The organism is Caulobacter sp. UNC279MFTsu5.1, from assembly GCF_900114015.1.
Lineage (GTDB): Bacteria > Pseudomonadota > Alphaproteobacteria > Caulobacterales > Caulobacteraceae > Caulobacter.
The window spans coordinates 1-22,990 of the sequence record NZ_FORN01000067.1 but is presented as its reverse complement, the minus strand read 5'-3'; the positions used below and the strand labels follow the sequence as shown (position 1 = coordinate 22,990).

At 67.4% G+C, this 22,990-nt stretch carries 25 protein-coding genes and 2 pseudogenes; 13 read left to right on the top strand and 14 right to left on the bottom strand.

Features of this window, described 5'->3' with window-relative positions; genetic code table 11:
• From BM066_RS24210 to BM066_RS24200, 3 genes and pseudogenes are all read left to right on the top strand, one after another.
• A pseudogene (locus BM066_RS24210) lies at positions 1-297 on the top strand (DUF4974 domain-containing protein); the annotation flags it as partial.
• A gap of 29 nt (positions 298-326) precedes the next feature.
• The gene (locus BM066_RS24205) at positions 327-830 is read left to right on the top strand and encodes an STN domain-containing protein (RefSeq protein ID WP_177218537.1); all 504 of its coding nucleotides are present in this window, start codon (positions 327-329) and stop codon (positions 828-830) included.
• 173 nt (positions 831-1,003) lie between these two features.
• Complete coding sequence (locus BM066_RS24200; RefSeq protein ID WP_255367712.1) at positions 1,004-1,648, top strand: IS110 family transposase; 645 nt, start codon at positions 1,004-1,006, stop codon at positions 1,646-1,648.
• A gap of 244 nt (positions 1,649-1,892) precedes the next feature.
• Here BM066_RS24200 and ssb read toward each other — a convergent pair whose 3' ends face one another.
• The 11 genes from ssb to flbT all read right to left on the bottom strand — a co-directional run bounded on the left by ssb (position 1,893) and on the right by flbT (position 11,872).
• Positions 1,893-2,399: a single-stranded DNA-binding protein gene (gene ssb, locus BM066_RS24195; RefSeq protein WP_057185690.1), complete on the bottom strand. Its 507-nt coding sequence runs from the start codon at positions 2,397-2,399 to the stop codon at positions 1,893-1,895.
• Between the two features lie 142 nt (positions 2,400-2,541).
• Complete coding sequence (locus tag BM066_RS24190) at positions 2,542-2,931, bottom strand: hypothetical protein (protein WP_089930941.1); 390 nt, start codon at positions 2,929-2,931, stop codon at positions 2,542-2,544.
• Between the two features lie 15 nt (positions 2,932-2,946).
• On the bottom strand, positions 2,947-3,618 hold the full coding sequence (locus tag BM066_RS24185; RefSeq protein WP_089930939.1) for a hypothetical protein: 672 nt from the start codon (positions 3,616-3,618) through the stop codon (positions 2,947-2,949).
• 88 nt (positions 3,619-3,706) lie between these two features.
• Positions 3,707-6,550 (bottom strand): hypothetical protein, encoded by a 2,844-nt coding sequence (locus BM066_RS24180; protein WP_089930937.1) that lies wholly within the window; start codon positions 6,548-6,550, stop codon positions 3,707-3,709.
• Positions 6,551-6,742: 192 nt separating this feature from the next.
• A complete protein-coding gene (gene pseH, locus BM066_RS24175) occupies positions 6,743-7,297 on the bottom strand; it encodes a UDP-4-amino-4,6-dideoxy-N-acetyl-beta-L-altrosamine N-acetyltransferase (RefSeq protein ID WP_018061319.1) in 555 nt (184 codons plus the stop codon).
• A 161-nt stretch (positions 7,298-7,458) separates the two neighbouring features.
• The gene (locus BM066_RS24170; RefSeq protein WP_018061320.1) at positions 7,459-8,298 is read right to left on the bottom strand and encodes a flagellin; all 840 of its coding nucleotides are present in this window, start codon (positions 8,296-8,298) and stop codon (positions 7,459-7,461) included.
• A gap of 173 nt (positions 8,299-8,471) precedes the next feature.
• Positions 8,472-8,678 carry a hypothetical protein gene (locus tag BM066_RS27200; RefSeq protein ID WP_018061321.1) on the bottom strand — a complete coding sequence of 69 codons (207 nt, stop codon included), beginning with the start codon at positions 8,676-8,678 and terminating at the stop codon, positions 8,472-8,474.
• A gap of 240 nt (positions 8,679-8,918) precedes the next feature.
• Positions 8,919-9,740: a flagellin gene (locus BM066_RS24160; protein WP_018061322.1), complete on the bottom strand. Its 822-nt coding sequence runs from the start codon at positions 9,738-9,740 to the stop codon at positions 8,919-8,921.
• Between the two features lie 318 nt (positions 9,741-10,058).
• A complete protein-coding gene (locus BM066_RS24155) occupies positions 10,059-10,880 on the bottom strand; it encodes a flagellin (RefSeq protein WP_089930945.1) in 822 nt (273 codons plus the stop codon).
• Positions 10,881-11,124: 244 nt separating this feature from the next.
• Positions 11,125-11,487 (bottom strand): flagellar biosynthesis regulator FlaF, encoded by a 363-nt coding sequence (gene flaF, locus BM066_RS24150; RefSeq protein WP_026176421.1) that lies wholly within the window; start codon positions 11,485-11,487, stop codon positions 11,125-11,127.
• Entirely contained in the window at positions 11,477-11,872 is a 396-nt protein-coding gene (gene flbT / locus BM066_RS24145) for a flagellar biosynthesis repressor FlbT (RefSeq protein ID WP_026176422.1), read from the bottom strand. The genes flaF and flbT overlap by 11 nt, the downstream gene beginning before the upstream one ends.
• A gap of 197 nt (positions 11,873-12,069) precedes the next feature.
• On the opposite strand from flbT, the gene BM066_RS24140 reads away from it, so the two are divergent.
• The 8 genes from BM066_RS24140 to BM066_RS24110 all read left to right on the top strand — a co-directional run bounded on the left by BM066_RS24140 (position 12,070) and on the right by BM066_RS24110 (position 19,142).
• Positions 12,070-13,872 carry a tetratricopeptide repeat protein gene (locus BM066_RS24140; protein WP_026176423.1) on the top strand — a complete coding sequence of 601 codons (1,803 nt, stop codon included), beginning with the start codon at positions 12,070-12,072 and terminating at the stop codon, positions 13,870-13,872.
• Between the two features lie 112 nt (positions 13,873-13,984).
• On the top strand, positions 13,985-14,704 hold the full coding sequence (locus tag BM066_RS24135; RefSeq protein WP_089930935.1) for a cytidylyltransferase domain-containing protein: 720 nt from the start codon (positions 13,985-13,987) through the stop codon (positions 14,702-14,704).
• The gene (gene pseH / locus BM066_RS24130; protein WP_089930934.1) at positions 14,701-15,294 is read left to right on the top strand and encodes a UDP-4-amino-4,6-dideoxy-N-acetyl-beta-L-altrosamine N-acetyltransferase; all 594 of its coding nucleotides are present in this window, start codon (positions 14,701-14,703) and stop codon (positions 15,292-15,294) included. The genes BM066_RS24135 and pseH (BM066_RS24130) overlap by 4 nt, the downstream gene beginning before the upstream one ends.
• A 105-nt stretch (positions 15,295-15,399) precedes the next feature.
• Positions 15,400-15,786, top strand: a complete 387-nt coding sequence (locus BM066_RS24125; RefSeq protein WP_018061135.1) for a hypothetical protein — start codon at positions 15,400-15,402, stop codon at positions 15,784-15,786.
• Between the two features lie 77 nt (positions 15,787-15,863).
• A complete protein-coding gene (locus tag BM066_RS26610; RefSeq protein ID WP_018061136.1) occupies positions 15,864-16,031 on the top strand; it encodes a hypothetical protein in 168 nt (55 codons plus the stop codon).
• 101 nt (positions 16,032-16,132) lie between these two features.
• Positions 16,133-17,002, top strand: coding sequence for an AAA family ATPase (locus BM066_RS24120; protein ID WP_018061137.1), 870 nt, complete (start codon positions 16,133-16,135; stop codon positions 17,000-17,002).
• Positions 17,003-17,077: 75 nt separating this feature from the next.
• Positions 17,078-18,229, top strand: coding sequence for a hypothetical protein (locus BM066_RS24115; protein WP_089930932.1), 1,152 nt, complete (start codon positions 17,078-17,080; stop codon positions 18,227-18,229).
• A gap of 73 nt (positions 18,230-18,302) precedes the next feature.
• A complete protein-coding gene (locus tag BM066_RS24110; RefSeq protein WP_089930930.1) occupies positions 18,303-19,142 on the top strand; it encodes a hypothetical protein in 840 nt (279 codons plus the stop codon).
• 5 nt (positions 19,143-19,147) lie between these two features.
• Here the strand turns inward: BM066_RS24110 and BM066_RS24105 are convergent, their stop codons facing one another.
• Positions 19,148-19,519 carry a hypothetical protein gene (locus BM066_RS24105; RefSeq protein WP_089930927.1) on the bottom strand — a complete coding sequence of 124 codons (372 nt, stop codon included), beginning with the start codon at positions 19,517-19,519 and terminating at the stop codon, positions 19,148-19,150.
• A gap of 34 nt (positions 19,520-19,553) precedes the next feature.
• On the bottom strand, positions 19,554-20,369 hold the full coding sequence (locus tag BM066_RS24100; RefSeq protein ID WP_089930925.1) for a universal stress protein: 816 nt from the start codon (positions 20,367-20,369) through the stop codon (positions 19,554-19,556).
• A gap of 153 nt (positions 20,370-20,522) precedes the next feature.
• Here BM066_RS24100 and BM066_RS24095 point away from each other — a divergent pair, with 153 nt between their 5' ends.
• On the top strand, positions 20,523-21,164 hold the full coding sequence (locus BM066_RS24095; protein ID WP_089930943.1) for a YfbR-like 5'-deoxynucleotidase: 642 nt from the start codon (positions 20,523-20,525) through the stop codon (positions 21,162-21,164).
• Positions 21,130-22,153 (top strand): annotated as a pseudogene (locus tag BM066_RS24090) (NAD regulator); the annotation flags it as partial. The gene BM066_RS24095 and the pseudogene BM066_RS24090, both read left to right, overlap by 35 nt.
• Positions 22,154-22,297: 144 nt before the next feature.
• Here the strand turns inward: BM066_RS24090 and BM066_RS24085 are convergent.
• On the bottom strand, positions 22,298-22,513 hold the full coding sequence (locus BM066_RS24085; protein WP_089930921.1) for a hypothetical protein: 216 nt from the start codon (positions 22,511-22,513) through the stop codon (positions 22,298-22,300).
• Between the last annotated feature and the right edge of the window lie 477 nt (positions 22,514-22,990).

Here is a 22,990-nt window from a genome sequence, read left to right as displayed (position 1 = left end):
GGCCAGAGCCTGAGCCATGTCGAAGGCGCGCCCCGATCGGTCCAGACTTCCACCGATCCCGGTCTCGCCTTCGCCTGGACCCAAGGCCGGATGGTCTGCGACGACGAAACCCTGGGCGATATGGTCGCCTATCTCAACCGCCGCTATCCGACGCCGATCAGGATTTCACCCGCCCTGGCCGGCAAACGCTTCTCGGGCGTGCTGGAGCTGGGGGACCAGGATCTGGTGGTCAAACGGCTGGCCGGCTATTTCTCGCTGTCGGTGCATCGCACCGACCGACAAATCGAACTACGGTAGCGCCGTCCTGGAGGTTGGAGGGCGTTTCGTTGCGAGCTGACGCATGGCGGCGCTGGGCGCTGGCTTCCAGCTTCGCGTGCGTGGCCGGATGGGGCGGCTGCGCCTCGGCGGCCCAGCCTCGCCTGAGCTTCGATATTCCCAGCAAGCCCCTGAAGACGGCGCTGGTCGATCTGGCGGTCCAGGCCGGCGTCTCGATCAGCACCCAGGCCGCCGCCGGCTGCGCCCCGACCAGCCGGCCCGTGCGGGGGCGCTTCACCCTCCAGGGCGGCCTGGCCAGGATGCTGGCGGGCACCGGATGCGGCTTTCGGATGATCGACGCCGACGCCGTTGAGATCGTCAGGCTGCCTGTCGCCAAGCCCGTAACCCGAACGGTCGCCCCGACCGAGACCAGGCTGTCCGCCGCGCTCGACGAACTGGTCGTGGTCGCCGCGCGCCAGGGCCAGCGCGATCGACAGGCTGTGGGCCACCTGATAAATCTGATCGTGATTGAAGAGGAATCCGATGCGCATGGCCCAACGACGCCATGCCCCTGAAGTCCCTCGAAAAATTTCCAATCGAAGGATCGAGCATAAAAGGCGCCGGAGCGCCCTTCATAGGACACCGCCAGAGCCTAAGAAGCGCCATCAGCATGCGTAATCGGGCAGACCCTTGAAGGGTCGAGCTCCCATTAAGGTCTTGGTTTCAGCCGAGACGAAGGGAGACGACGATGTTCTACGCTGCGTTGGATGCGTCGCTGCGGTCGGTGGCGGTCTGCATCATCGATAGGGACGGCAAGGTGCGGCTCGAGCGGTCCGTGCCTTCGGAGGTCCCTGACCTCGTCCGCTGCCTGCGCCAGTTCGGCGAGCCGATCCACCGGGTCGGACTGGAGGCCGGCACGCTGACCCAGCACCTGACCTGCGGCCTGACCGAGGCTGGCTTCGATGTGATGTGCATGGAGGCGCGCCAGGTGAACGCGGCGCTGTCGGCCATGCGCAACAAGACCGACAAGCACGACGCCCGCGGCATCGCCCAGATCCTACGTTCGGGATGGTACAGCCGGGTGCATGTGAAGAGCGTCGAGAGCCATCACCTCCGCGCCCTGCTCTCCTGCCGGAAGGTCATGCAGCGCGAGTGCATCGACCTGGAGAACGAGATCCGCGGCCTGCTGAAGATCTTCGGCGTGAAGCTGCCGCTGCGGCTGTCACGTGGCGGCTTTGACATCGCTCTGCGCGACACCATCGAGAGCGATCCGGCGCTGAGCCATGCCCTGCTGAAGGGTCCGCGTGGGATCCTGTTCGACGATATAGCTGGAAAGATCCGCAGCCAGCTCGGGCTCAATCTCCAGAATCCGCTCTTCGGTTTTCGCAACTGACTGACCACGTAAACGGTCGGATCGAAGAGGGGCTGACCGGTGGCGCGATTCAGCAGAACTGGGAGGCGCTCTCCATTCGATCGAACAAGAACACGGATCATCGTGTCGCCGCTCATTTACGTACCCTTGCCGGTAGATTTTACCCACGATATGGCGCTGGTTAGGAAGGCGACAGATGCAATAAAAAAGTGACCAGATTCAAAGGAACCTGGCCACTTATTGACGTTTACAAGATTGGTGTTGGCTAGAACGGAATTTCGTCGTCCAGGTCGGCCGAGAAGCTCTCGCGCGGACCGCTGGGCTGGCTGCGCGGGGCGCCGCCGCCGAAGTTGCCGCCGCCACCGCCGCCGGCGTAGCCTTCGTCATAGCCGCCACCCGACGAGGCCCCAGCGTTGTCGCCGCGACCGCCCAGCATGGTCAGCTCGCCGCGGAACTTCTGCAGCACGATCTCGGTCGAATATTTCTCGACGCCCGAGGCGTCGGCCCACTTGCGGGTCTGGATCGCGCCCTCGATGTAGACCGTCGAGCCCTTGCGCAGATAGCTCTCGGCCACCTTCACCAGGTTGTCGTTGAAGATCACCACGCGGTGCCACTCGGTCTTTTCCTTGCGCTCGCCCGAGGTGCGGTCGCGCCAGGTTTCCGACGTGGCCAGGCGCAGGTTGGCGACGCGGTCGCCCGAGCTGAGGGTGCGGATCTCGGGATCGGCCCCGAGGTTGCCGACCAGAATGACCTTGTTGACGCTGCCCGCCATGGGGAAGATTCCTGTTCACGCCCGGCGACCCAACGCGCCGGCATCTGAGGCGGACGTTAACGGCTTCTTAAGGCGGAATGCAAGCTTTGTTCCGCAAATGTTCCTGTGGACCGAGGCGGGTTATCCCCGGCTTTGCGGCGCCCTATTGCGGCGGCATCGCCCCCGGCACAGCCAGGCGGCCGTCGCCCGTGCGGACCAGCGACATGAACCGGGCCCCTTCGTAGGTGTCGCCCAGATAGATGCCTTCCTTCTGCAGGAAGATGAACTTGCCCTGGTAGGCGCCGGTCATTTCGCGGTTGGGGCTGCCCAGGCGCACGAAGCGCAGGCGCATGCCCTCCAGCTCGGCCGCGCAGAGCTCCAGGCTCGGCACGTTCTGGGCCACCGGGTTGAACTTCAGCGTGCCGTCCTTCTGCTCGATCACGTGCAGGCAGACGCCGGCCTGGAAGGGAGCCTTGGTCTGTTTCTCGCAGCCGGTCAGGCCGACGGCGGCGACGGCGGCGATGAGCGAGAGGGCGACGACGGGAAGGCGCATGGTCTTGAGCTCTCTCTAGGCCGACGGAATGGAGCAGTTGGGCCCCAGGTCGATGATCGAATGGAAGGTGCGGTTGTCGGACGAGGATTCGACCTTGCCCGGCACCAGGCGGATAGTCTCGTCGCCCCAGCGCCCGTACGTGGCCCCGCCGGCCTTTTCGCACTTGCCGCTGGAGATCTGCTGGGCGCATGCGTTGACGGTGATCTCGCCGGGCAGCTTGCGCCACTCGCCGCCGGCGTAGCGCCAGCAGACGGCCAGGGGGGTGCTCGACACGGCCGGGGTCGAGACGGCCGGGGTCGCGGCGGGCGCGGGCACGGTCGGCGCCTCGGCGGGCGGCGGCAGCGGGGTCAGCACCAGTCCGGCCTGATCGGCGGCCGCCAGGGCCCCGGTCTCGTCGACGCCGACATCGAGGGCGCCGGTCGCCACCCCGTTCTTCTTGGCGCATTCGGCCAGGGTGGTCTCGCCCACGAACTGGCCGCCGACGAAGCAGCGCAGCGGGCGGTTGGCGTCGAGCTTGGTGTCGTCGGCCCTCCCTGTCTCGACAATCAGGCCCGAGCGCGAGGCCGGCGGGTCGTCGGTCGGCGACTTGGCGCCGTGCATCAGGGTCAGGGCGATGCCGAGGCCCGCGACCAGGGCCAGGGCGGCCCCGCCGCCCAGCAACACGCGTCGATCTTTGAGAAGTTCCATGATCCCTGGCTACGACGCGCCGATGACGCTTTCAAGTCCAGGCGCGCAGAAGGCCCATGGGCTTTACGGGGTTGGCGCCGAACGCGCCCTAGCCGCCGCCGGTCAGGCGGTTCAAGGCGGCCTGGTAGTTGGCGATCTGGTTGGTCAGATAGGCCGGAACCGGGCCGTCGACGTGACCCGAGGAGGCGGTCGCGTCGGTGCGCTTCACGCCGTTGGCGGTGTCGGCCATCTCGCGATAGGCGGTGCGCACCGCCGACAGGGCCTTGGTCATGGCCGCCACGGCGGCCTTGCGGCCGACGTCGTCGGTGAGGTCCAGGCCGGTGTCCAGCGAGAAGCCGTAGATCGGCCCCTTGCCGTCGGCCGAGACGGTCTGGCCGTGGTCGGTCTTGGTGTTGCGCACGATGCCAGGCTTCAACCCCAGCGACTCCAGTACGTCGGTGCCGCCCTTGCCGGGCAGAATCTCGACGGTCGAGGTGGTCTGGGAGGGGCTGATCCGCAGGGTGCGATTGTTGCCGACGCTGCTGAACTCGACCTTGGCCGCGAAGCCCGTGGCCTTGCGGATCTTGTCGGCGAGGGTGTCGAGCGTGTCGTCCGCCGCGATCTTGATCGTCGTCAGGGTTCCGCGCGCCCGGGTGCGGACCTGGAAAGTGTCCCCGGCCCGCGCCGAGGTCGCCGAGACGATCTTGTCGGTCTGGGTGAAGTCCATCTCGCCGCGCGGTATGCCGAAGATGTCCAGCGCGCTGGAGCCGGAGGCGTCGACCGCGATCGAGGTGGCGGTGGCGTAGCCGTCCTTGCCGGTCAGCCGCTGCTCCCAGGTCGCCGCGCCAGTGGCGACGTCGATCTGGGCGACGTAGCCGTCCTTGTCGCCGACCGTGGGCTGGCCCGCCAGGTCCTTGCCGGCCGAGCCCACCAGCCAGGCCTGGCCGTTGGCGACCGCCATGCCGGTGACCGTGTCGTCGCCCGTCCCGCCGTAATAGGCCAGGGTGTCCTGGCTCTTGTCGGTCAGGTCCAGCGACATCCGGGCCACGAAGCCGTCGGAACCGCCGGACGCGGCCTTGGTCTGGTTATTGACGTCCAGGGCGCCGTTGGTGGTCGAGCCGCCGATATAGAGCTGGCCGTTGTCGATCGTCAGGCCGGCGATGTTGCCGCCCTTCAGCGAGCCCAGGTCGCGGGTGGCTCCGGTCGTGAAGGTGGCCGCCTTGGTGTAGGTGACCGGCGCGGTGACCCAGACTTCCTTGTCGTTCAGATAGGTGCGGTCCTCGGTCACGACGCTGGTCGCGACGTCGAAGCTGCGCAGCATCGCCTCGCTGCCTTCCTTGCTGGCGACCACCACCTTGCCGCCGTCGACGACGATGCCGGCGACGGTGTCGTCGTTCTCGCTGCCGAAATGGGTGGTGAACAAGGCCTTGGGCGTGCCCGAGATGTCGGTGGCGAAACCGGTCAGGTAGCTGTCGTAGCCGCCCGCCGAGGCGCCGGTGGCCGAGCCGGGGAGATCCGACTTGGTGCGGCCGCCCACATAGACGACGCCGTCGTCTCCGAAGGCCACGGCGGTGGCCGCGTCCTCCAGCATGCCGCCGCGACGAACGGTCCAGGTCTCGTCGCCCTTGGCGTCATAGAGCGTGACGAAGCTGTCCGTGAGCGTGCCGGCGGGATCCGAATTGATCGGGCCGTTCGTGGCGCCCGACAGGCCGCCGGCCACCGAACCGGCGATGGCCACCTGACCGTCGTCGGAAATGGCCATGTTGTAGCCGGTGGCGGTGTTGGAGGCCCCCAGGGTGCGAGCGTAGAGCAGCTTGCCCGACGAGTCGTACTTCAGCAGGGCGACGTCCTGGTCGCCCTTGATGGTCTGGGTGCTGGTCGTGCCGTCGACGTCGGCCAGCACGTAGAGCGAGCCGTCCGGCCCGGTCATGGTCTTGTGGACGGTGCTGACCGTGCCTTCCAGGGTGTCGGAAAACACCTTGGTCCCCGGCGTGACGCCCGCGCCGGGGCCGTACTTGGTCAGGGTGTTCTCGATCACCGCGTCGTCGGTGGTCGTGTTCTTGTCCGGATCCGGGTTGCCGGCCGCCGTGGTGATGTAGACCGCCGGCTTCGGGGCCGGGGCCGAGAAGGTCAAGGTTTCGGTCAGGTCGCCCTTCACCTGCAGAGCGAAGTCGTCGCCCGTGGCCGGCAACTTGACGGTCTGGCCGTTGACGGTGGTGGTGCGCTCCTCGCCCACGGTGCGCGAGACCGCGAACTGGGTGTCGAAGCCGGCGGCGGCCAGCTTGTCGTTGAAGAAGCTGACCACGTTGGCCATCGTCCGCGGCGTCGAACCCATCTGCGACAGGTCCATGGTCACGTCGGTCGCGACGCCGAACTTCTTGACGTTCATCGTGAAGCTGACGGCGCCCTTGAAGGCGGGCACCTCGTCGTCGACCTGGCCGCTGTAGATCTTGTTGGTGACGTAGGTGTAGTTGCTCTTGGGCACGCCAACCGTCGACTTGTCGCTGGTCATGACCGCGCCGGTCGTCAGGCGCATGCCGTCGGTGCTGAGGTTCTGGACGTAGCTGTTGACCTCGTTCAGCCCCTTGCTGAACGCGGTCTGCAGCCGCTTGATCTCGCTGTCGGTGACGCCCTTCTCGTCCGAGCGGTTGGCGATCGCCGACAGGGTGTTGAGCGCCTGATAGGCGGCGAACAGCTTCTTGTAGTCGCCGGAGATGGTCGGGGCGGCGGCGACCGCCGCGCCCTCGTCGACGAACTTGCGGCCGTTCAGAGCGGCCTTGACCAGGTCGCTGGGTTCGGTCCTCACGCCGGTCCAGGGCGCGCTGGGCACGGCCTTGGTGGTCGAGGACGGCGCGGAGGCCGAACCGCTGGACGACGCGGCCGCGTTCGCGGCCTGACCAGCGGTCTTGGCCTGGTAGTAGCCGAGCAGCAGACTGGAATCGAAAGTGATCACAGCGGGTCCCACCGGGACGCACTACGCCCCTTGAGTCGAGTGTCGGCGATGAACGCTGACGTTTCGTTAAGAGGTATGAAGACGCGCGAACTTAGAGCATCGTGCGGAAAAGTGGACACCGGTTTTCGCAAAAACGATGCGAAAACAAAAGTCTAGAGAAAGTCGTGCGATTTCCATATCGCGCGACTTTCTCTAGGCGGCGATCAGGTGGGCGTCGGTCAGCGAGCGCCGGACCTCGCCGCGCAGCTCGCGCCATTCCTCGGCCAGGATGCCCAGCAGGACCACGTCGCGCGGCTGGCCGTCCTTGAGGACGTGGCCGCGCAGATAGCCTTCACGCCGGAAGCCGGAGGCCGCCTGGGCCTTCAGCGCCGCGTCGTTGTCGGCCATGACCTCGGCGAACACCTTGTGCAGGCCAAGTTCGCCGAAGGCGCGGTCCAGACCCAGCACCTGGGCGGCCCGGCCCACGCCCCTGCCCCGCGCCTCGGCCGAACCGAGGAACCAGTTCCAGCCGGCCCGGCGGTGATGGCTGAGCAGACCCGTCAGGGTCAGCAGGCCCGAAGGCTCGCCCGCCCGGACGATCATCCAGCCGCGCATGTCGGGATCGGAACGCAGGGCCTGGAACCAGGCGGCGTGGGCCTCGCGGCTAGGAAAGGCCGCGTCGGACATCCACCGATCGACTTCCGGCTCGCCCCGCCATTGGAACAGGACCGCCTCGTCGCCGTCCGTCAAATCGCGAAGCTCGATCATACCGGGTCGATTCTCCCAACCGTTCCGCCGGAAAGTCTAGCCTGCCGGCGGCGTCAGGCCTAGAGCAAGTCGTGCGGCCCCAAAATCGCGCAGCTTGCTTTAAGCTTTTGCTTTCACACCGTTATTGCGGAAAACCGGCCTCCACTTTTCCGGACGACGCCTTAGCTGCCGCCACCGAACAGCGATAGGATGATATGCGGCGCCTGGTTGGCGATCGACAGGGCCTGGGCGCCGAGCTGCTGCTTGACTTGCAGGGCCTGCAGGCGCGCGCTCTCCTTGGCCATGTCCGCGTCGACCAGATTGCCCACGCCAGTCTCGAGCACGTCGTTCAGCTTGGAGACGAAGGTGTTGTGGGCGTCGATCTGCTTGGCCTGCGAGCCGATCGAGCCCACCGCCTGGTTGACGGCGGTCATCGTGGTGTCCAGGCGCGTCAGCACCGCGGCCGCCTGGGTCATGGTGAGGATGTTGTCGGTCGCCGTCAGGCTGTTGATCGTGCTGCCCAGCGACAGGTTCTGCAGGTTCAGCGTGATGACCGTCGCCGCGTCGGCGTCGGCCAGGAAGGTGATGTTGGTCGGTTCGCTGCCGTTCAGGATGTTGGCGCCGTCGAAGGTGGCGCTGTTGATCACCTGGGTCAGGTTCTTCAGCAGGCCCTGGAAGTCGGCGTTCAGGGCGGTGCGCGACGAGGTCGACAGCGAGGTGTCCTTGGCCGCGACCACCTTCTCGCGCATCTGGGTCAGCAGGTCGGAGACCGATTCACCCGCGGCCAAGGCCACGTCGGTGATCGAGGTCGCGCGGTCCAGGCTCATCTTCACCGCGTTCAGGGCCGAGCGGTCGGCGCGCTGGTCCTGGGCGATCGACCAGACGGCGGCGTTGTCCTTGGCGGTGGAGATCGCCAGACCGGTGTTGATGCGGGACTGCACGCCCGACATCTCGTCGTTGGTCTTGTTCAGATTTTGCAGGGCGATCAGCGCGGGCTGATTGGTGTTCACGCTCAGCGTCATCACGGTCTCCGAACGGCGGTTCTTGCCAGTTGGGCTCGGGACGCGATTCGGCGGCCGAGCAGGTCGGCCGTGAAAGTGGGGCTGAGGGAGTAAGAATATGGTTAACGCGCGTAAACCATGTTTCGCCTGCGACGCCAGGCCGCGGCGAGCATGGTCTCGGGTCCGGGCCGAGCTCAGGTCAGGCCGTCGAAAACCTCGCCCGGATCGTAGTGCTCGGCCTGCTTGAAGCGCAGGACGTCCTCGCGCGGGAACTGCTGCAGGATGTCGCCTGTCCGGCGGTCCACCGTCTTGTAGACATAGGTGCCCGTCTTGCTGTCCTGCTCGATCACCAGACGCAGGTCGCCGGGCTGGGGACCATCGGCCGCGGCGGGTTTTTCCACGGGCGCGGCTTCCTTGGGCGCGGACGTGAAAACACCGCCCGCGGGATGGCCCGGGACGGTCGATGCGCTGTTCACGGGGGGCGTGGACGGCTCGGGCATGATGGGCGTCAACGCGACTTTGTTTTCCATGACTCCTATCGCGGCCGGGTTGCCGGCGGCGCCTCTAGTGATCCCTCCCCTCGCGCACGGGCCCGAAGGAAAGGCGGAGGCGGACTCGAAGGCCCGCCTCCTTCTTCGTTCCTATCGGAACAGGCTGAGGATCGACGAAGACGACTGGTTGGCGATCGACAGCGCCTGGATGCCCAGCTGCTGCTTGGTTTGCAGCGACTGCAGCTTGGCGCTTTCCTTGGCCAGGTCGGCGTCGACCAGGTTCCCCACGCCGGCGTCCAGGCTGTCCTGCAGCTTGCCGACGAAGGTCAGGTGGGTGTCCAGACCCGTCGAGCTGGTGCCCAGCGAGGCCAGCTTGTTGGTCGCCGTGCCCAGGGCGTTGCTGATCGTGGTGATCATCGTCTTGGCCGCGGCGGCGTTGGCGAAGGTCGAGCTCGCCGTCAGGCCCAGGCCGACCAGCGACAGGGTCTTGGCGTTGACGGTGAACTGCGAGCCGTCCGAGTTGGCCAGGAAGGCCAGCTTGGTGGTGCTGCCGTCGGCGATGCTGACGCCGTTGAACTTGGCGTTGGTCACGGCCTTGGTGATCTGGTCGCGCAGCGACGTGAAGTCCGAAACCAGGGCGTTGAACGAAGCGGTGTTCAGCGAGGTGTCGGAAGCGGCCAGGGCCTTTTCCTTCATCTTGCCCAGCAGGTCGGTGACGGTGTCGCCAGCGGCCAGAGCCACGTCGATGGTCGACTGGCCGCGTTGCAGCGAGTCCTTGACGGCGTTCAGGGAATTGGCGGTGGTCGACTGGTTCCGGGCCATCGCCCAGATCGCGCCGTTGTCCTTGGCGTTACCGACCTTCTTGCCGGTGTTGATGCGTTGTTGCGTGACCTGAAGTTCGCTGTTGGTGGCGTTCAGGTTCTGCAGGGCGATCATCGCGCCAGCGTTCGTGTTGATGCTATTCAGCGGCATCGCGACAGTTCCTATTCAAGGGTTCCGACGTCATTTTGACAGCCGGGAGCGTTTTGCTCATCGAACTAGGCAGCAAAGATCGGGCCAAAACTGCCCAGTAGGCAAAAATCGACAACACCCTGAAATATCAGAGTTATATCTTTATTTACCATGGACCTTATCGGCAATATTTGCCGAGCGCGGCGATGTATGGGTAAAATCTGCCGGGCAATTCCAAGTCGGGTCCGGACAATTCGACGAACCCGCCCCCTGAAAAAGAAATGCCGGACGGTCCTTGGACCGTCCGGCTTTGATCACCTTCTGAAACCTAGTCGCCGATCACTTGAACAGCGAAAGGATCGACTGGGGCGTCTGGTTGGCGATCGAGAGAGCCTGCACGCCCAGTTGCTGCTTGGTTTGCAGCGACTGCAGCTTGGCGCTTTCCTTGGCCAGATCCGCATCGACCAGGTTGCCGACACCCGCGTCCAGGCTGTCCTGCAGCTTACCCGTGAAGGTCAGGTGCATGTCCAGGCCCGTCGAGCTGGTGCCCAGGTTCGCCAGCTTGTTCGTCGCCGTGGTCATGGCCGTCGTGATCGTGGCGATCATCGTCTTGGCCGCGGCCGCGTTGGCGAAGGTCGACGTCGCCGTCAGGCCCAGGCCGACAAGCGACAGGGTCTTGGCGTTCACCGTGTAGGCGACACCGTCCGAGTTGCTGAGGAACTGCAGCTTGGAGGTGGTGCCGTCCACGAGGCTGACGCCGTTGAACTGGGCGTTGGTGACAGCCTTGGTGATCTGGTCGCGCAGCGAGGTGAAGTCCGAGACCAGGGCGTTGAACGAAGCGGTGTTCAGCGAGGTGTCGGAAGCGGCCAGGGCCTTTTCCTTCATCTTGCCGAGCAGGTCGGTGATGGTGTCGCCAGCGGCAAGGCCCACATCGATCGTCGATTGTCCGCGCTGGAGCGAGTCCTTCACGGCGTTCAACGAGCTCGACGTCGCGCTTTGCATCTTAGCCATCGACCAGATCGCGCCGTTGTCCTTGGCGTTGGAGATCTTCTTGCCGGTGTTGATGCGTTGTTGGGTGCTTTGGAGCTCCGAGTTGGTGGCGTTCAGGTTTTGCAGCGCGATCATGGCGCCGGGATTGGTGTTGATCGAGTTCAGCATGATGGTTCTCGCCATTTTGGGAGGATTGCCCCGGCGTTTTGCCGGTCGGACGTTTTGCCCACGGGAACCATCGCAAGCGGCGGGCCACTTGGCGCCGCTTCGGAGAATTTTCTAAGATACTGATTTTACTTTATATTTTCCAACGGAAAGCCGAATACGAAACCGCCCGGCGAATGCAGAATTCGCCGGGCGGCAGGTTTTTCCGGAAAAAGGTTGCCGAAGGGTCCAAAGGCGCCCTCCCCGCGGGTCAGGCCGCGTCGGCGCGACCAGCCAGGCCTTGCATGATCATGCGGTTGATCTCGATCAGCGGCTCGAAATCCTCCTCCTTGCGCATCACGGCGCTGGAGTGACGGCCAACCCAGAGGCTGAGCGAGATGATGCTGGCGCGCAGCTGCACCGGCAGAGTGTTTTCCGGCAGCGAGCAGTCGGTCGCCAGGGCCGACCAGACACGGCGGTTCCAGTCCAGCGCGTCGATGCGCGTGGCGATGTCGTCCGCCGGGGCCTCGGACGCCGCCATTAGCGCGCGGGTCACCTGACCAAACAGACGGTACTCCATCTCGCGCGGATTTTCGGTCCGCGTCGCCGCCTGCTGATAGGCCCTAAGAGACATGCCCCAACCTCTGATCTTCGTATTCGATTAGCTTGCGGCTCAGCATGAGCGCCTTGTAGTACTCGCGCGCCATCACGTGCTTGGAGATGGCGATGCAGTCCCCCAGCACGTCGGGATTGCGCACCACGCCCATGAATTCGGTCAGGCGGGTGGCGAATTCCTCGTACTGACGCTCGGCGGCGGACTCATCCAGGTACATCATCATGACCGGGAAATAGATCCGACGCGCCGGCGTGGTCGCCTCGTCGGGCTGCATGATGTCCTTCTCACGCAGCACCGAGGCCTTGTTCTGAAGCACCAACACGCCGCGACGGTCGCCGTTCTGGACCACCGCGCCGTTCAGCACGAATTTCTCGCCGGGTTTCAGCGACAGCTTCAATGGCACAAGGCCGCTCCCTCTTGCATCGCTGCGTCGCCCCACCCGCCGAAATGGCGGTTTCGAAGTCGAAGCTAGGCGGAGGCGGTTAACGTCTCCTTGCCAGGCCCGCGACCGTGAGCCGCAGCTTAGGACTCAATTAAGCATACTGCCCCAGAGCATACTGCCTCAGAGGATGACTCTCTCCAATCGCCAAGGCCTCATTGATGTCCCGCAGCCGTGCGCCTCAGATTTCAACCAGCGCCATGATCGCGGCCCAGGAGTCCGCCGTCCAACCGGTCCACGCCGGTTTCACGGACTCGCTGGCCGGCGACTCCGCCTCGGCCGCGGCCCTGGCCCGCATGACCCGCGAAGCTCACGAAATCCGCAACGCGGAGGCCGCCAGGCTTCTCGATCGCGCCATCCGCGCCATACAGAAGGCCGATTTCGCCAAGGGTGAAAAGCTGGCCCTCAAGGCCTTGGAGTACGACGACAAACTGGGCCTGGCCTGGCACGCCATGGCCATCGCGCGCGAAAAGATCGGCGACTTCGCCAACTCGATGCGCTGCTACGAGGCGGCGCTGAAACTTCTGCCCAGCCAAAACGCGGTGGCGAGCGACCTGGGGCGACTGGCTCTGCGCATGGACATGCCGGAGATCGCCGCCAAGCTCTTCATCCACCATCTGGAAATGCGCCCCGACGACCTGGAGGGGATCAACAACCTGGCCAGCGCCCTTCGCGACCTGAACCGCAACGCGGAGGCCATCGAGATCCTGCGGCCGGCGATCCAGGAGCATCCCGAAGTCCCGCTGCTGTGGAACACCCTGGGCACGGTGATGTGCAGCATGGGCGACGCCCGGACGGCCATCACCTTCCTCGACGAAACGGTTCGGCTGGAGCCCGCCTACGGCAAGGGCTACCACAACCGCGCCTACGCCAGGCTGGACCTGGGCGACGTCGAGGGCGCCCTGGCCGACGGCGACCTGGCGATCGCCTGCACCACCGCGCCCGAAGAGCTGGCGACCATGCGCTTTGGCCGCGCGACGGTCCTGCTGGCGCTGGGCCGCGTCGAGGAAGGTTGGAAGGCCTACGAGGCCCGGTTCTCCAACGATCTGCTCGATGCTCCCCGGTTCACCATCGACGCGCCACGCTGGAAGCCGGGCCAGGCCCTGGCCGGCAAGCACCTGATGATCTGCGCCGAACAGGGCCTGGGCGACGAGGTGATGTTCTCCAACCTGCTGCCGGACGTCGTCGAGGCCCTGGGTCCCGACGGCAAGCTGTCGCTGGCGGTCGAGCGTCGGCTGATCCCCCTTTTCGAACGGTCCTTTCCCCAGGCGGACATCACCGCCCACCGGACGGTCTCGTTCGAAGGCCGAGTCTATCGCGGCGCGCCCTTCATCGAGGACTGGAGCGGCATCGACCTGTGGGCGCCGATGGGGGCGCTGCTGGAGACCTTCCGGCCCAGCATCGCCTCGTTCCCGAAGCGCCCCAGCTTCCTGGACGCCGATCCCGATCGCGTGGAGCACTGGCGGCGGATGCTGGAAGACGCGCCCAAGGGCCCCAAGGTCGGCGTGCTGTGGAAGAGCCTGAAGCTGGACGGCGAGCGCGCCCGGCAGTTCTCGCCCTTCCTGCTGTGGCGGCCGGTGTTCGAGACGCCCGGCGTCACCTTCGTCAACATCCAGTATGGCGACTGCTCCGAGGAGATCGCCATGGCCCGCGAGGAATTCGGAATCGACATCTGGCAGCCGCCGGGCATCGATCTGAAGCAGGACCTCGACGATGTCGCGGCGCTGTGCTGCGCCATGGACCTGGTGGTGGGCTTCTCGAACGCCACGATCAACCTGGCCGGCGCCTGCGGCGCGCCGATCTGGATGCTGGGCGGCGCGGCGGCGTGGCCCCGTCTGGGCCAGAGCGATTTCTATCCCTGGTATCCTCAGGCCCGCTGCTTCATCACGCCCGACTACAACGACTGGAACCCGACCATGCAGGAGGTCGGCGCCGCCTTGCGCGAGCATTTCCCGGTCGCCTGACCCGCCCGATCGGCTTGATCGGCAAGGCAAGGCCACGCGGGCGCTGCATTTCCGCGGTGGACGAACGCCGGCGTTCGGGCTTCAAGATTCCATCCTAGTCTCGGATACGCCCTTGCCGCTCGCCATCCTCCAAGCCCGCATGTCGTCGACGCGGTTGCCCGGCAAGGTCCTGGCCGACCTCGCCGGGGCGCCGATGATCCTGAGGCAGATCGAGCGGCTCCAGCGCGCGACCCGGCTGAACCGGATCGTGGTCGCCACCTCCGACCAGCCCAGCGACGACCCGCTGGCCGTCTGCCTGATCACCGCCGGCGTTGCGGTGTTCCGCGGCCCGCTGGACGACGTGCTGGCCCGCTACATCGGCGCGATGGAGGCTTTCGGGCCGGTTCGCACGGTGGTGCGCCTGACGGCCGATTGCCCGCTCGCCGATCCCGACCTGATCGACGAGACCCTGGATCTCCACCAGCGTTCGGGCGCCGACTACACCTCCAACACCCCGGCCAGACGCAGTTTCGCCAAGGGCCTGGACGTCGAGGTCTTCGAATCCGTGGCCCTGAAGATCGCCGCCGCCGAGAGCGTTGATCCCTACGACCACGAGCACGTCACGCCGTTCCTCTACCGCCATCCCGACCGCTTCAAGGTCGCGGGCCTGGAACAGGCGGCCGACGAGGGCGACGTGCGCTGGACGGTCGATCGGCCCGACGACCTGGACTTCGTCCGCGCCGTGTATGATGGACTCTACGCCGCCAATCCGGCCTTCACGTCCGACGACGTGCGCGCCTTCGTGCGCGGCCGGCCGGACCTGGCCGTCCTGGGGGGAGATCGCCGCGTATGACCACCCAAGCCTCGCATGCCCCGTTGCACGCCGTCGTCCTGCGCGACGTGACCGAAGCCGACCGTCAAAGGCTGCTGGACTGGCGCAACAGCCCCGAGGTCGCGGCCTACATGTATTCCGACCACAGGATCCGCCCGGCCGAGCACGACCGCTGGTTCGACGGCATGTCCGGCGACCCCCGCCGGCGCTATTGGGTGATCGAGGTCGACGGCGAGCCGGTAGGCCTGGCCAACCTGGCCGACATCGACGTCCGCAACCGCCGCTGCGCCTGGGCCTACTACCTGGCCAGCCCGTCGGTGCGCGGCCTGGGGGTGGGCTCCTATATCGAGTTCTGGGTCATCGAATACGTCTTCAAGGCCCTGGGCTTCGACAAGCTGTGGTGCGAGGTGCTGCTGTCCAACGAGGGCGTCTGGAAGCTGCACGAGCGCTACGGCTTCCAGCGCGAGGCCCTGTTCCGGCGTCACGTGATCAAGGACGGTGCGCCGGCCGACGTGGTGGGCCTGGGCCTGCTGGCGCAGGACTGGCCGGCCAGGCGCGAGGAGATGGCCCAGCGTCTGCTGGCCAAGGGCTACGCCCTGCCCTTCGCCTGAGGCTCCTGCTCGGGCGCCGGCGGAACAATCGCCGCGGACGACGGGTTGAATCCGGGACCGCGAGGGTCCGTCGCCCTCGCTCCATCTCGGTTTCAGGAGCCCGCCATGCCCGCCGACATCGACTATGACGACCAGGACGGCGCCGAGGTCCTGGACGAGACCAACTTGACCGAGGACGGCGAGGACATCGCCAATTTCGACGAGCTGGACGACGTCTACGACGTCACCCAGGCCGACGGCGACGACGAGGAGGACGAAGAGGACTTCGACGACCTCGACGACGAAGATCTCGAAAACATCGACGACGACCTCGAAGGCGAACGCGACGACGAGGGCCTGGACGTCGAGCGCGAGCCGCTCGACGCGATCGCCGGCGACGACGAGGACCTGGCGGTCTCGGTCTCGGACGACGACGACAGCGCCGCGGACTTCGAATCCACCGAACTGGCCGAGGACGACATCGAGTCGCTCGGCTATGCCAAGGAGAGCTGAGATCTTCAAGACGGGCCGGCCGTCGTTGAAGCGGGATCGCCCGACGCCTAGACTCGCCGGGCGACAGGAGAGCGACCATGCCCGACGCAAAGCCAGACACCGACATCGACGATCCGCCCGAATATCTCGAAGACCAGCTGGAAGAGGGGCTGGAGGACAGTTTCCCGGCCAGCGACCCGCCGTCGGTCGCCCGCCGCCACCGCAAGCCGCCGCCCGAACTGCGGAAGCCTCGCGACGAAGGTTGACGACAAGCCGGCTTGATCCGGCCGACCGTTGGTCTGTAGGTTAGTCCTGATTTGAACAACTGTTCGAGGCGTTCTCATTCGAGACGCCGTCAGGAAACCGTATGAGCTCGCGCTTCGAAGGCACCGCCGACTACGTCGCAACCGAAGACCTGAAGGTGGCCGTCAACGCCGCCGTGGCCCTGGAACGCCCCCTGCTGATCAAGGGCGAGCCGGGCACGGGCAAGACGGTCTTGGCCTATGAAGTGGCCAAGGCGATGAATGCGCCGCTGCTGACCTGGCACATCAAGTCGACCACCAAGGCCCAGCAGGGCCTCTACGAATACGACGCCGTCACCCGCCTGCGCGACAGCCAGCTGGGCGACGAGCGGGTCAAGGACGTTCGCAACTACATCAAGAAGGGCAAGCTGTGGGAGGCCTTCGAGGCCCCCGCCCGCCCGGTGTTGCTGATCGACGAGATCGACAAGGCCGACATCGAGTTCCCCAACGACCTGCTGCAGGAGCTCGATCGCAACGAATTCTATGTTTACGAGACCAACGAAACGATCGCCGCCAAGGTCCGGCCGATCATCATCATCACCTCCAACAACGAGAAGGAGCTGCCTGACGCCTTCCTGCGCCGCTGCTTCTTCCACTACATCCGCTTCCCCGAGGAGGCCACGATGCAGGCCATCGTCGACGTGCACTTCCCGGGCATCAAGCAGAAGCTGGTCGCCGAGGCCCTGCGGATCTTCTACGACATGCGCAAGGTGCCCGGCCTGAAGAAGAAGCCCTCCACCTCCGAACTGCTGGACTGGCTGAAGCTGCTGCTGGTCGAGGACATCGACGAGACCGTCCTGCGCGAGAAGGATCCGACCAAGCTGATCCCACCGCTGCACGGCGCCCTGCTGAAGAACGAGCAGGACGTCCACCTGTTCGAGCGCCTGGCCTTCCTGGCCCGCCGCGAGGGCTCAGGGGTCCGCCCGGGACAGTAGGCGCTCGCCAGGAGATTGCATCTGGACGCCCGCGCCTCGCTCGGCCAAGCTCGGCCATGTTGGGGAGCGCGCGACATGAGATCCTGGACCTGGACGCTGCTTGGCCTCGCCCTGGCGACGACGCCGGCGGCGGCGCGCGAGGCCTGCCCGGCGCGACCGCCGGCGGGGGCGATCGCCATGCCCTCCACCAACATGCAAAGCGACCTGGTCACCCTGATGTCCCTGGGGCCGGCGATCGCCGACAAGGCGCTCCAGCGCAAGGCGCTGCTGAAGGCCAAGCCCAAGTGCGACGAGCCCGGCGTCGAGACCGGCGGCGCGACCTATGCGCTCTTCGAGACCGCGGCTCCATCGCCGGTGCTGATGGCGCGGACCGCCGACCCCGACGCGCCGATCTTCTTCGTCGCCCCGTTCGCCGACATGACCACCGCGATCATGGCCGAGATCGAGAAACGCCCCGCCCCTCCGGCGACCGCCAGCTACGTGCTGGGGGTCTCCACCAGGACCGGCGCCTCGGCCCTGCGCCTGTATCCGTCCGTTCCCGACAACGCGACGTTCAAGGCCGACATCACCGCGGCGCTGCAGGGCCGGCTGCCGCCGCTGGTCAGCCGCGACGAGCGGACCAAGCACGTCCAGATCAACGTCCAGGCCGACGCCTACGAAGGCCCCAAGTCCACGCCCGGGGCGACGCCCCTGCCCGGCTCCGGCCCCGGCTTGCCGGCCGTCAGCGCGACGCCGCAGAACGACAGCTTCCGCGACCAGCCGGACGGCGGGGCCCTGCACCCGGCCTCGGGCTTCACCTGCCCCGCCGCGATCGACGGCTTCAAGCGCGACCGCCTGACCGTCTACGACGCCGCCCAAGGCGGCCGCGACGTCAGCTGCGGCTATGCGACGCCCTCGGCGACGGCGACCCTCTACCTGACGAAACTGCCGGCCCAGTACACCCTGACCCGGGTGTTCGACATCTATGTCGAGCAGGCCAAGGCCCACACCCCGGCGGTGAGCGATGTGGCGGATCCCTACCCCGCGTCCGAAGGCGGGCCGCGCCGCCAGGGCCGGTTCTGGCGCGACAAGGAAGGTCGCAACGAGGGCCTGTGGCTGGTCCAGATCGGCCCGTGGTTCGCCAAGCTGCGCGTGACCTATCGGGACGCCGACGCCGCGACGGTCCGCCGCCTGGCCGCCGACCTGCTGGGCGCCATCGACGCCCAGGTGAAGCCGCCCACCGCCTGAGGCCGTTACCGCGATTTCATTGGATTTCCGCGCGCCGCCAGCCCAGGTTCGCGCCGAACGGGAGATTCCTTCGATGCGACACCTGCCGCCGCCAGTCGCCGCCAGTTTCGCCGCGCTGCTCGCCCTGGCCGCCTGCTCGCCCAAGGTCGAGGTCGCGCACAAGGACCGCAAGGGCCCGGGCAGGCACGAACCCTTGCGGGCGATCAGCCGGCTGGACTGCCCGGACAAGCAAGGCGAACTGACCCGGGTCAGCGCCGCCGCCGACGGCCGGAGCTGCGCCTATCAGGGCAGCAACGCCGAGGTGACCTTGCGGCTGGTGTCCCTGGACGGCGGCGACGCCGAGGCCGCCCTGGCCCCGATCGAGGCCGAGCTGAAGACCCTGATGCCGGCGATGAGGTCGTCCTCCCCGCCGCCGCCGCCCGGACACGCCGGCGACGGCGCGGCCCATGTCCGGCTTCCCGGCATCCGGATCGACGCCCACGACAAGGGGGCCGACATCAAGATCGGCGGGCTGACGATCAACGCCAACGACGACACCGCCGAGGTCAAGGTCGCCAAGAACGTCACCATCCGCGACGGCGACGCCACCAAGAAGGTCACCGAGCGCGTCAGCGGCGGCAATTCCAACGTCAGCGTCAAGACCAGCGACGACGACGAGGGCGACATCGACATCCACGCCAACGACGACGGCGCCCAGGTCCGCCAGCGCCGGCGCGGCGACGGCGTGCGCGCCACCCTGATCCTGGCCAGCGACAAGTCGACCAGCGGCTACCGCGTCGTCGGCTACGAGGCCCGCGGCCCCAAGGGCGGCCCGCTGGCCGTGGCCGTGGTCAAGGCCAAGGGCCGCGACGGCAGCGACCACGACATCTTCGAGGACATGAAGACCCTGGTGCGACGCAACGTCGGGGGCTGAGCCCCTCAGACCGGCGTCACCTCCATCACCTTGTAGGTCAGCGGCCGGCCGGCCTCGTCGGTGACGGTGACGTATTCGCCCAGGGCGAAGCGGTGCTCGCCCAGACGGTGCACCGGCTCGTCGTCCATCTCGACGTCTTCGTCATAGTCGAAGAACCAGCGCTCGCCGCGGCGGTTCAGGCGGCCGTCGGCGGCGTCCTCGTCGGGGGCGAAGCGGCGCACCACGCATTCGTCCTTGGCCTTGGCGTAGGCGGCCGCGTCCAGGTGGCCGTCCTCGGTCAGCGGCGCGGTCAGGGCGTAGCCGCGGTGATCGTCGCCCCCCGCGAACTCGGTGCCGGGATTGCGGGCCAGACGCATGACGATGCGGGACAGGGACATTATCACGTCCTCCTTCTTCTTTCGAAACAACGGTCTAGTGCGACAGGAACAGCGAGGGGCCGTCGCTGTTCAGCAGGGTGCGGGTGGTGCCGCCGAAGATGAACTCCTGCAGGCGCGGATGGCCGAAGGCGCCGGCCACCAGGAAGTCGGCCCCGATCTCCCTGGCCGCCCCCAGCAGCAGAGCGGCGGCGTCGTTGCCCGTCCCGTCCAGCACCTTGGCCGTGGCCGCGACGCCCCGCGCCGCCAGAAACTCGACCAGGCGCTCCAAGGCGAAGCTGCGCGACGAGGCGCCCGGCGCGCCGGCCACCACCACCCTGGCGGCCTTCTGCAGCAGCGGCAGGGACGTGCGCATGGCCCGGCTGGCCTCCTTGCCGCCGTCCCAGGCGACCATCACCGTCCCGCCGACCTTCAGCCCCGGCCGCGCCACCACCACGGGCCGCTGCTCGTCGGCGATCATCTGCTGGAACGACTCGGCCAGCGGACCCTTGCCCCGCGCGGCGGCGCTGTCGAAGACGATCACGTCCGACAGCCGCCCCTCCATGGCCAGGCCCGCCCACACCGGCGAGTCCAGGCTGATCGCCTTGCTGCGGCCGTAGCCCAGCTCGGCCACCAGCCGGTCGACGGCGCGATGGCCTTCGACGGCGGCCTCCTTCAGGCTCTCCAGCGCGGTGACCTGCACGCCGCCCATGAAGCCCTCGCCCATCCAGGGCATCAGGTCGGCCATGTCGGCCGGGGCGTGGACGCAGGCCAGTTCCGCGTCGAAGCCCTCGGCCAGCACCCGGGCCGACTCCAACAGGCCCCGGTCGGCGGCGGCGCCGGCCAGCGGCGCCATGATTCTCGCCCAGCTCATGATCGATCTCCCTGCCCAGGCATTTCCAAACGACGAGGGCGTTTCCACAGGCTCATTTCCACAGCCAAAGGCCGGCCCCTCATTGATCTTTGTCAAACGATGGGCCAGTCCAGACAGGGTCAGGCCTGCACCTTCACCGTAAGGAACGATTTCGTGGCCAAAGGGCTGCATAAAACTCCGCCCCGGGCGTGGCAGCGCATGCTGTCGGGACGCAGGCTGGACCTGCTGGACCCCTCGCCGATGGACATCGAGATCGAGGACATCGCCCACGGCCTGGCCCGGGTGGCGCGCTGGAACGGCCAGACCACCGGCGAGCACGGCTTCTCGGTGGCCCAGCACAGCGTGGTGGTCGAGGAGATCGCCGCCCACATCAAGCCCGACCTTGAGCCGAAATGGCGGCTGGCCGCCCTGCTGCACGACGCCAGCGAATATGTGATCGGCGACATGATCAGCCCGTTCAAGGCGGCCCTGGGCGTCAGCTACAAGGACTTCGAGGCCCGGCTGGAGGACGCCATCCACATCCGCTTCGGCCTGCCGCCCAAGACCCCCCCGGCGATCAAGAAGCTGATCAAGTCGGCCGACCGGGCCTGCGCTTTCTTCGAGGCCACCCAGCTGGCGGGCTTCGAGCACGGCGAGTCCCTGGCCATCTTCGGCGCCCCGCCGGCCGGCTACGACCTGAAGATCCTGCCCCTGCCGCCGTTCGAGGCCCAGGCCCGCTACGTCCAGCGCTTTCACGTGCTGTCCCGCGCCGCCGGCTTCGAATCCGCGCCCGGCGCGGCGTTCGAGACCGAATGACGGCCCCGGCCTCCACCTCGGTCGTCATCGGCCTGTCGGCGGTGGTGGTCGCCATCCGCGACGGCGAGGCCGTGGTCCTGACCGTCCGGCCGCACGACGCCGTCACCGACGTGGCCAGCCCCCTGCCCGGCCTGCCGTTCGGCCCGTTCGACCCGGCCGGCCACCGCACCTTCGAGCTGGGCCTGCGGGCCTTCGTCACCGAGCAGACCCGGTTCCAGCTGGGCTATGTGGAACAGCTCTACACCTTCGGCGACGAGGGCCGCGACGCGCCGCGCGCCGAGATGGGGGCCGGCGCCGCCCGGGTCGTCTCGGTCGGCTATCTGGGCCTGACCCCCACCGCCGTCGAGACCCGGGCCCCCGACACCGCCTGGGCCCCGTGGTCGGCCTTCTTCCCGTGGGAGGACTGGCGCCACGGCCGCCCCGCCCTGCTGGACGAGGCCATCGCCCCCGCCCTGCGCCGCTGGGCGGGCGACGACGCCGGCAAGGCCTCGCGGGCCCGCCTGGCCTTCGCGCTGGACGGCGCGCCGTGGAACGAGGAGCGGGTGCTGGAGCGCTACGAACTGCTCTACGAGGCGGGCCTGGCTCCCGAGGCGGCCCGCGACCGGGCCCGGGCCGAGGGCCACGACCCCGCCGAGCCCGCCGCCCTGTCGGCGGCCCTGGGCGAGCCGATGATCTCCGATCACCGCCGCATCCTGGCCACCGGCCTCTCGCGGCTGCGCGGCAAGATCAAGTACCGCCCGGTGGTGTTCGAGCTGATGCCGGCCGAGTTCACCCTGTCGGCCCTGCAGCGCACGGTCGAGGCCATCGCCGGCGTGCCGCTGCACAAGCAGAACTTCCGCCGCGTGGTCGAGCGCGAGGACCTGGTCGAAGGCCTGGGCCGCCAGGACGCCGACACCGGCGGCCGCCCCGCCGAGCTGTTCCGCTTCCGCCGCGAGATCCTGGCGGCGCGGCCGGCCATGGGGCTCTCCCTGCCGCTGCTGCGGGACTAGGCCGTGTGGATCAGGTATCGCCCTGGCTCTCTCTTCCGATCCAACTCAATCCGTTGTCATCCCGGAAAGCGCGTAGCGCTTGTCCGGGATGACGACCGTTAGGAGGCGAGTTCGGCCCTGGTCCCATCGCCGCACCGTTCATCGCTAGGCCTCACCATCCGCCCGATCGTCTCCGCCGGCACGCTCCGCCTCCCGCGCGGCCCGGGCCGCCGCCATCAACTTCAACCGACGGCGGATATCGCGACGCAGATAGTCCATGCGCGCGGCCGTGCGCCCGCTGTCGTCGTCCATCGGATCGGCGCCGCCACGGACGGGCGGGCGGGCGGCGCGAGCAAGAGCGCGGGTCTTGGATCTGGGCATTAGGGTCTCCTCTTGAAGGCGCGACTTGGCCGCCTCACGCGGCGAGCCGCTGAAGTTCGGGGAGGGCTGCGGAGCGCCGGGCCAGGCCCGGAAGCTTTGTAAGAAATACCGTTTCGACCAGGACCGACGCTCCGCGCGATCGTTGTCCGGGAGCGTCCGGCGTTGGGCGCTGTTGACGCCTCGCCGACCGAAGCCCCCGACGGGCGGGCCGGGCTCGCGTTGCCCGGTCCCGGAACGCCTGCGTCACCGCAGGCCTGTCGCCCTCGCCGGCCCTTCGTCCAACGCCGTATCCGTGTTCCGGGCTCGGCCAGCACCAGATGGACGAAAGTCGCGGCCCCTCGCGGAACCGCCGCCGACGAGCGCGCCCGCTCGACCGCACCCCAAGGCCGCGAAGGTCGCAGGCCTTAGCGCCCTCCCCATCGCCTCGAGGTGAGTTGATCATACGGCGGCGCGGGAGGGGGAGGATAAGTGATTTCG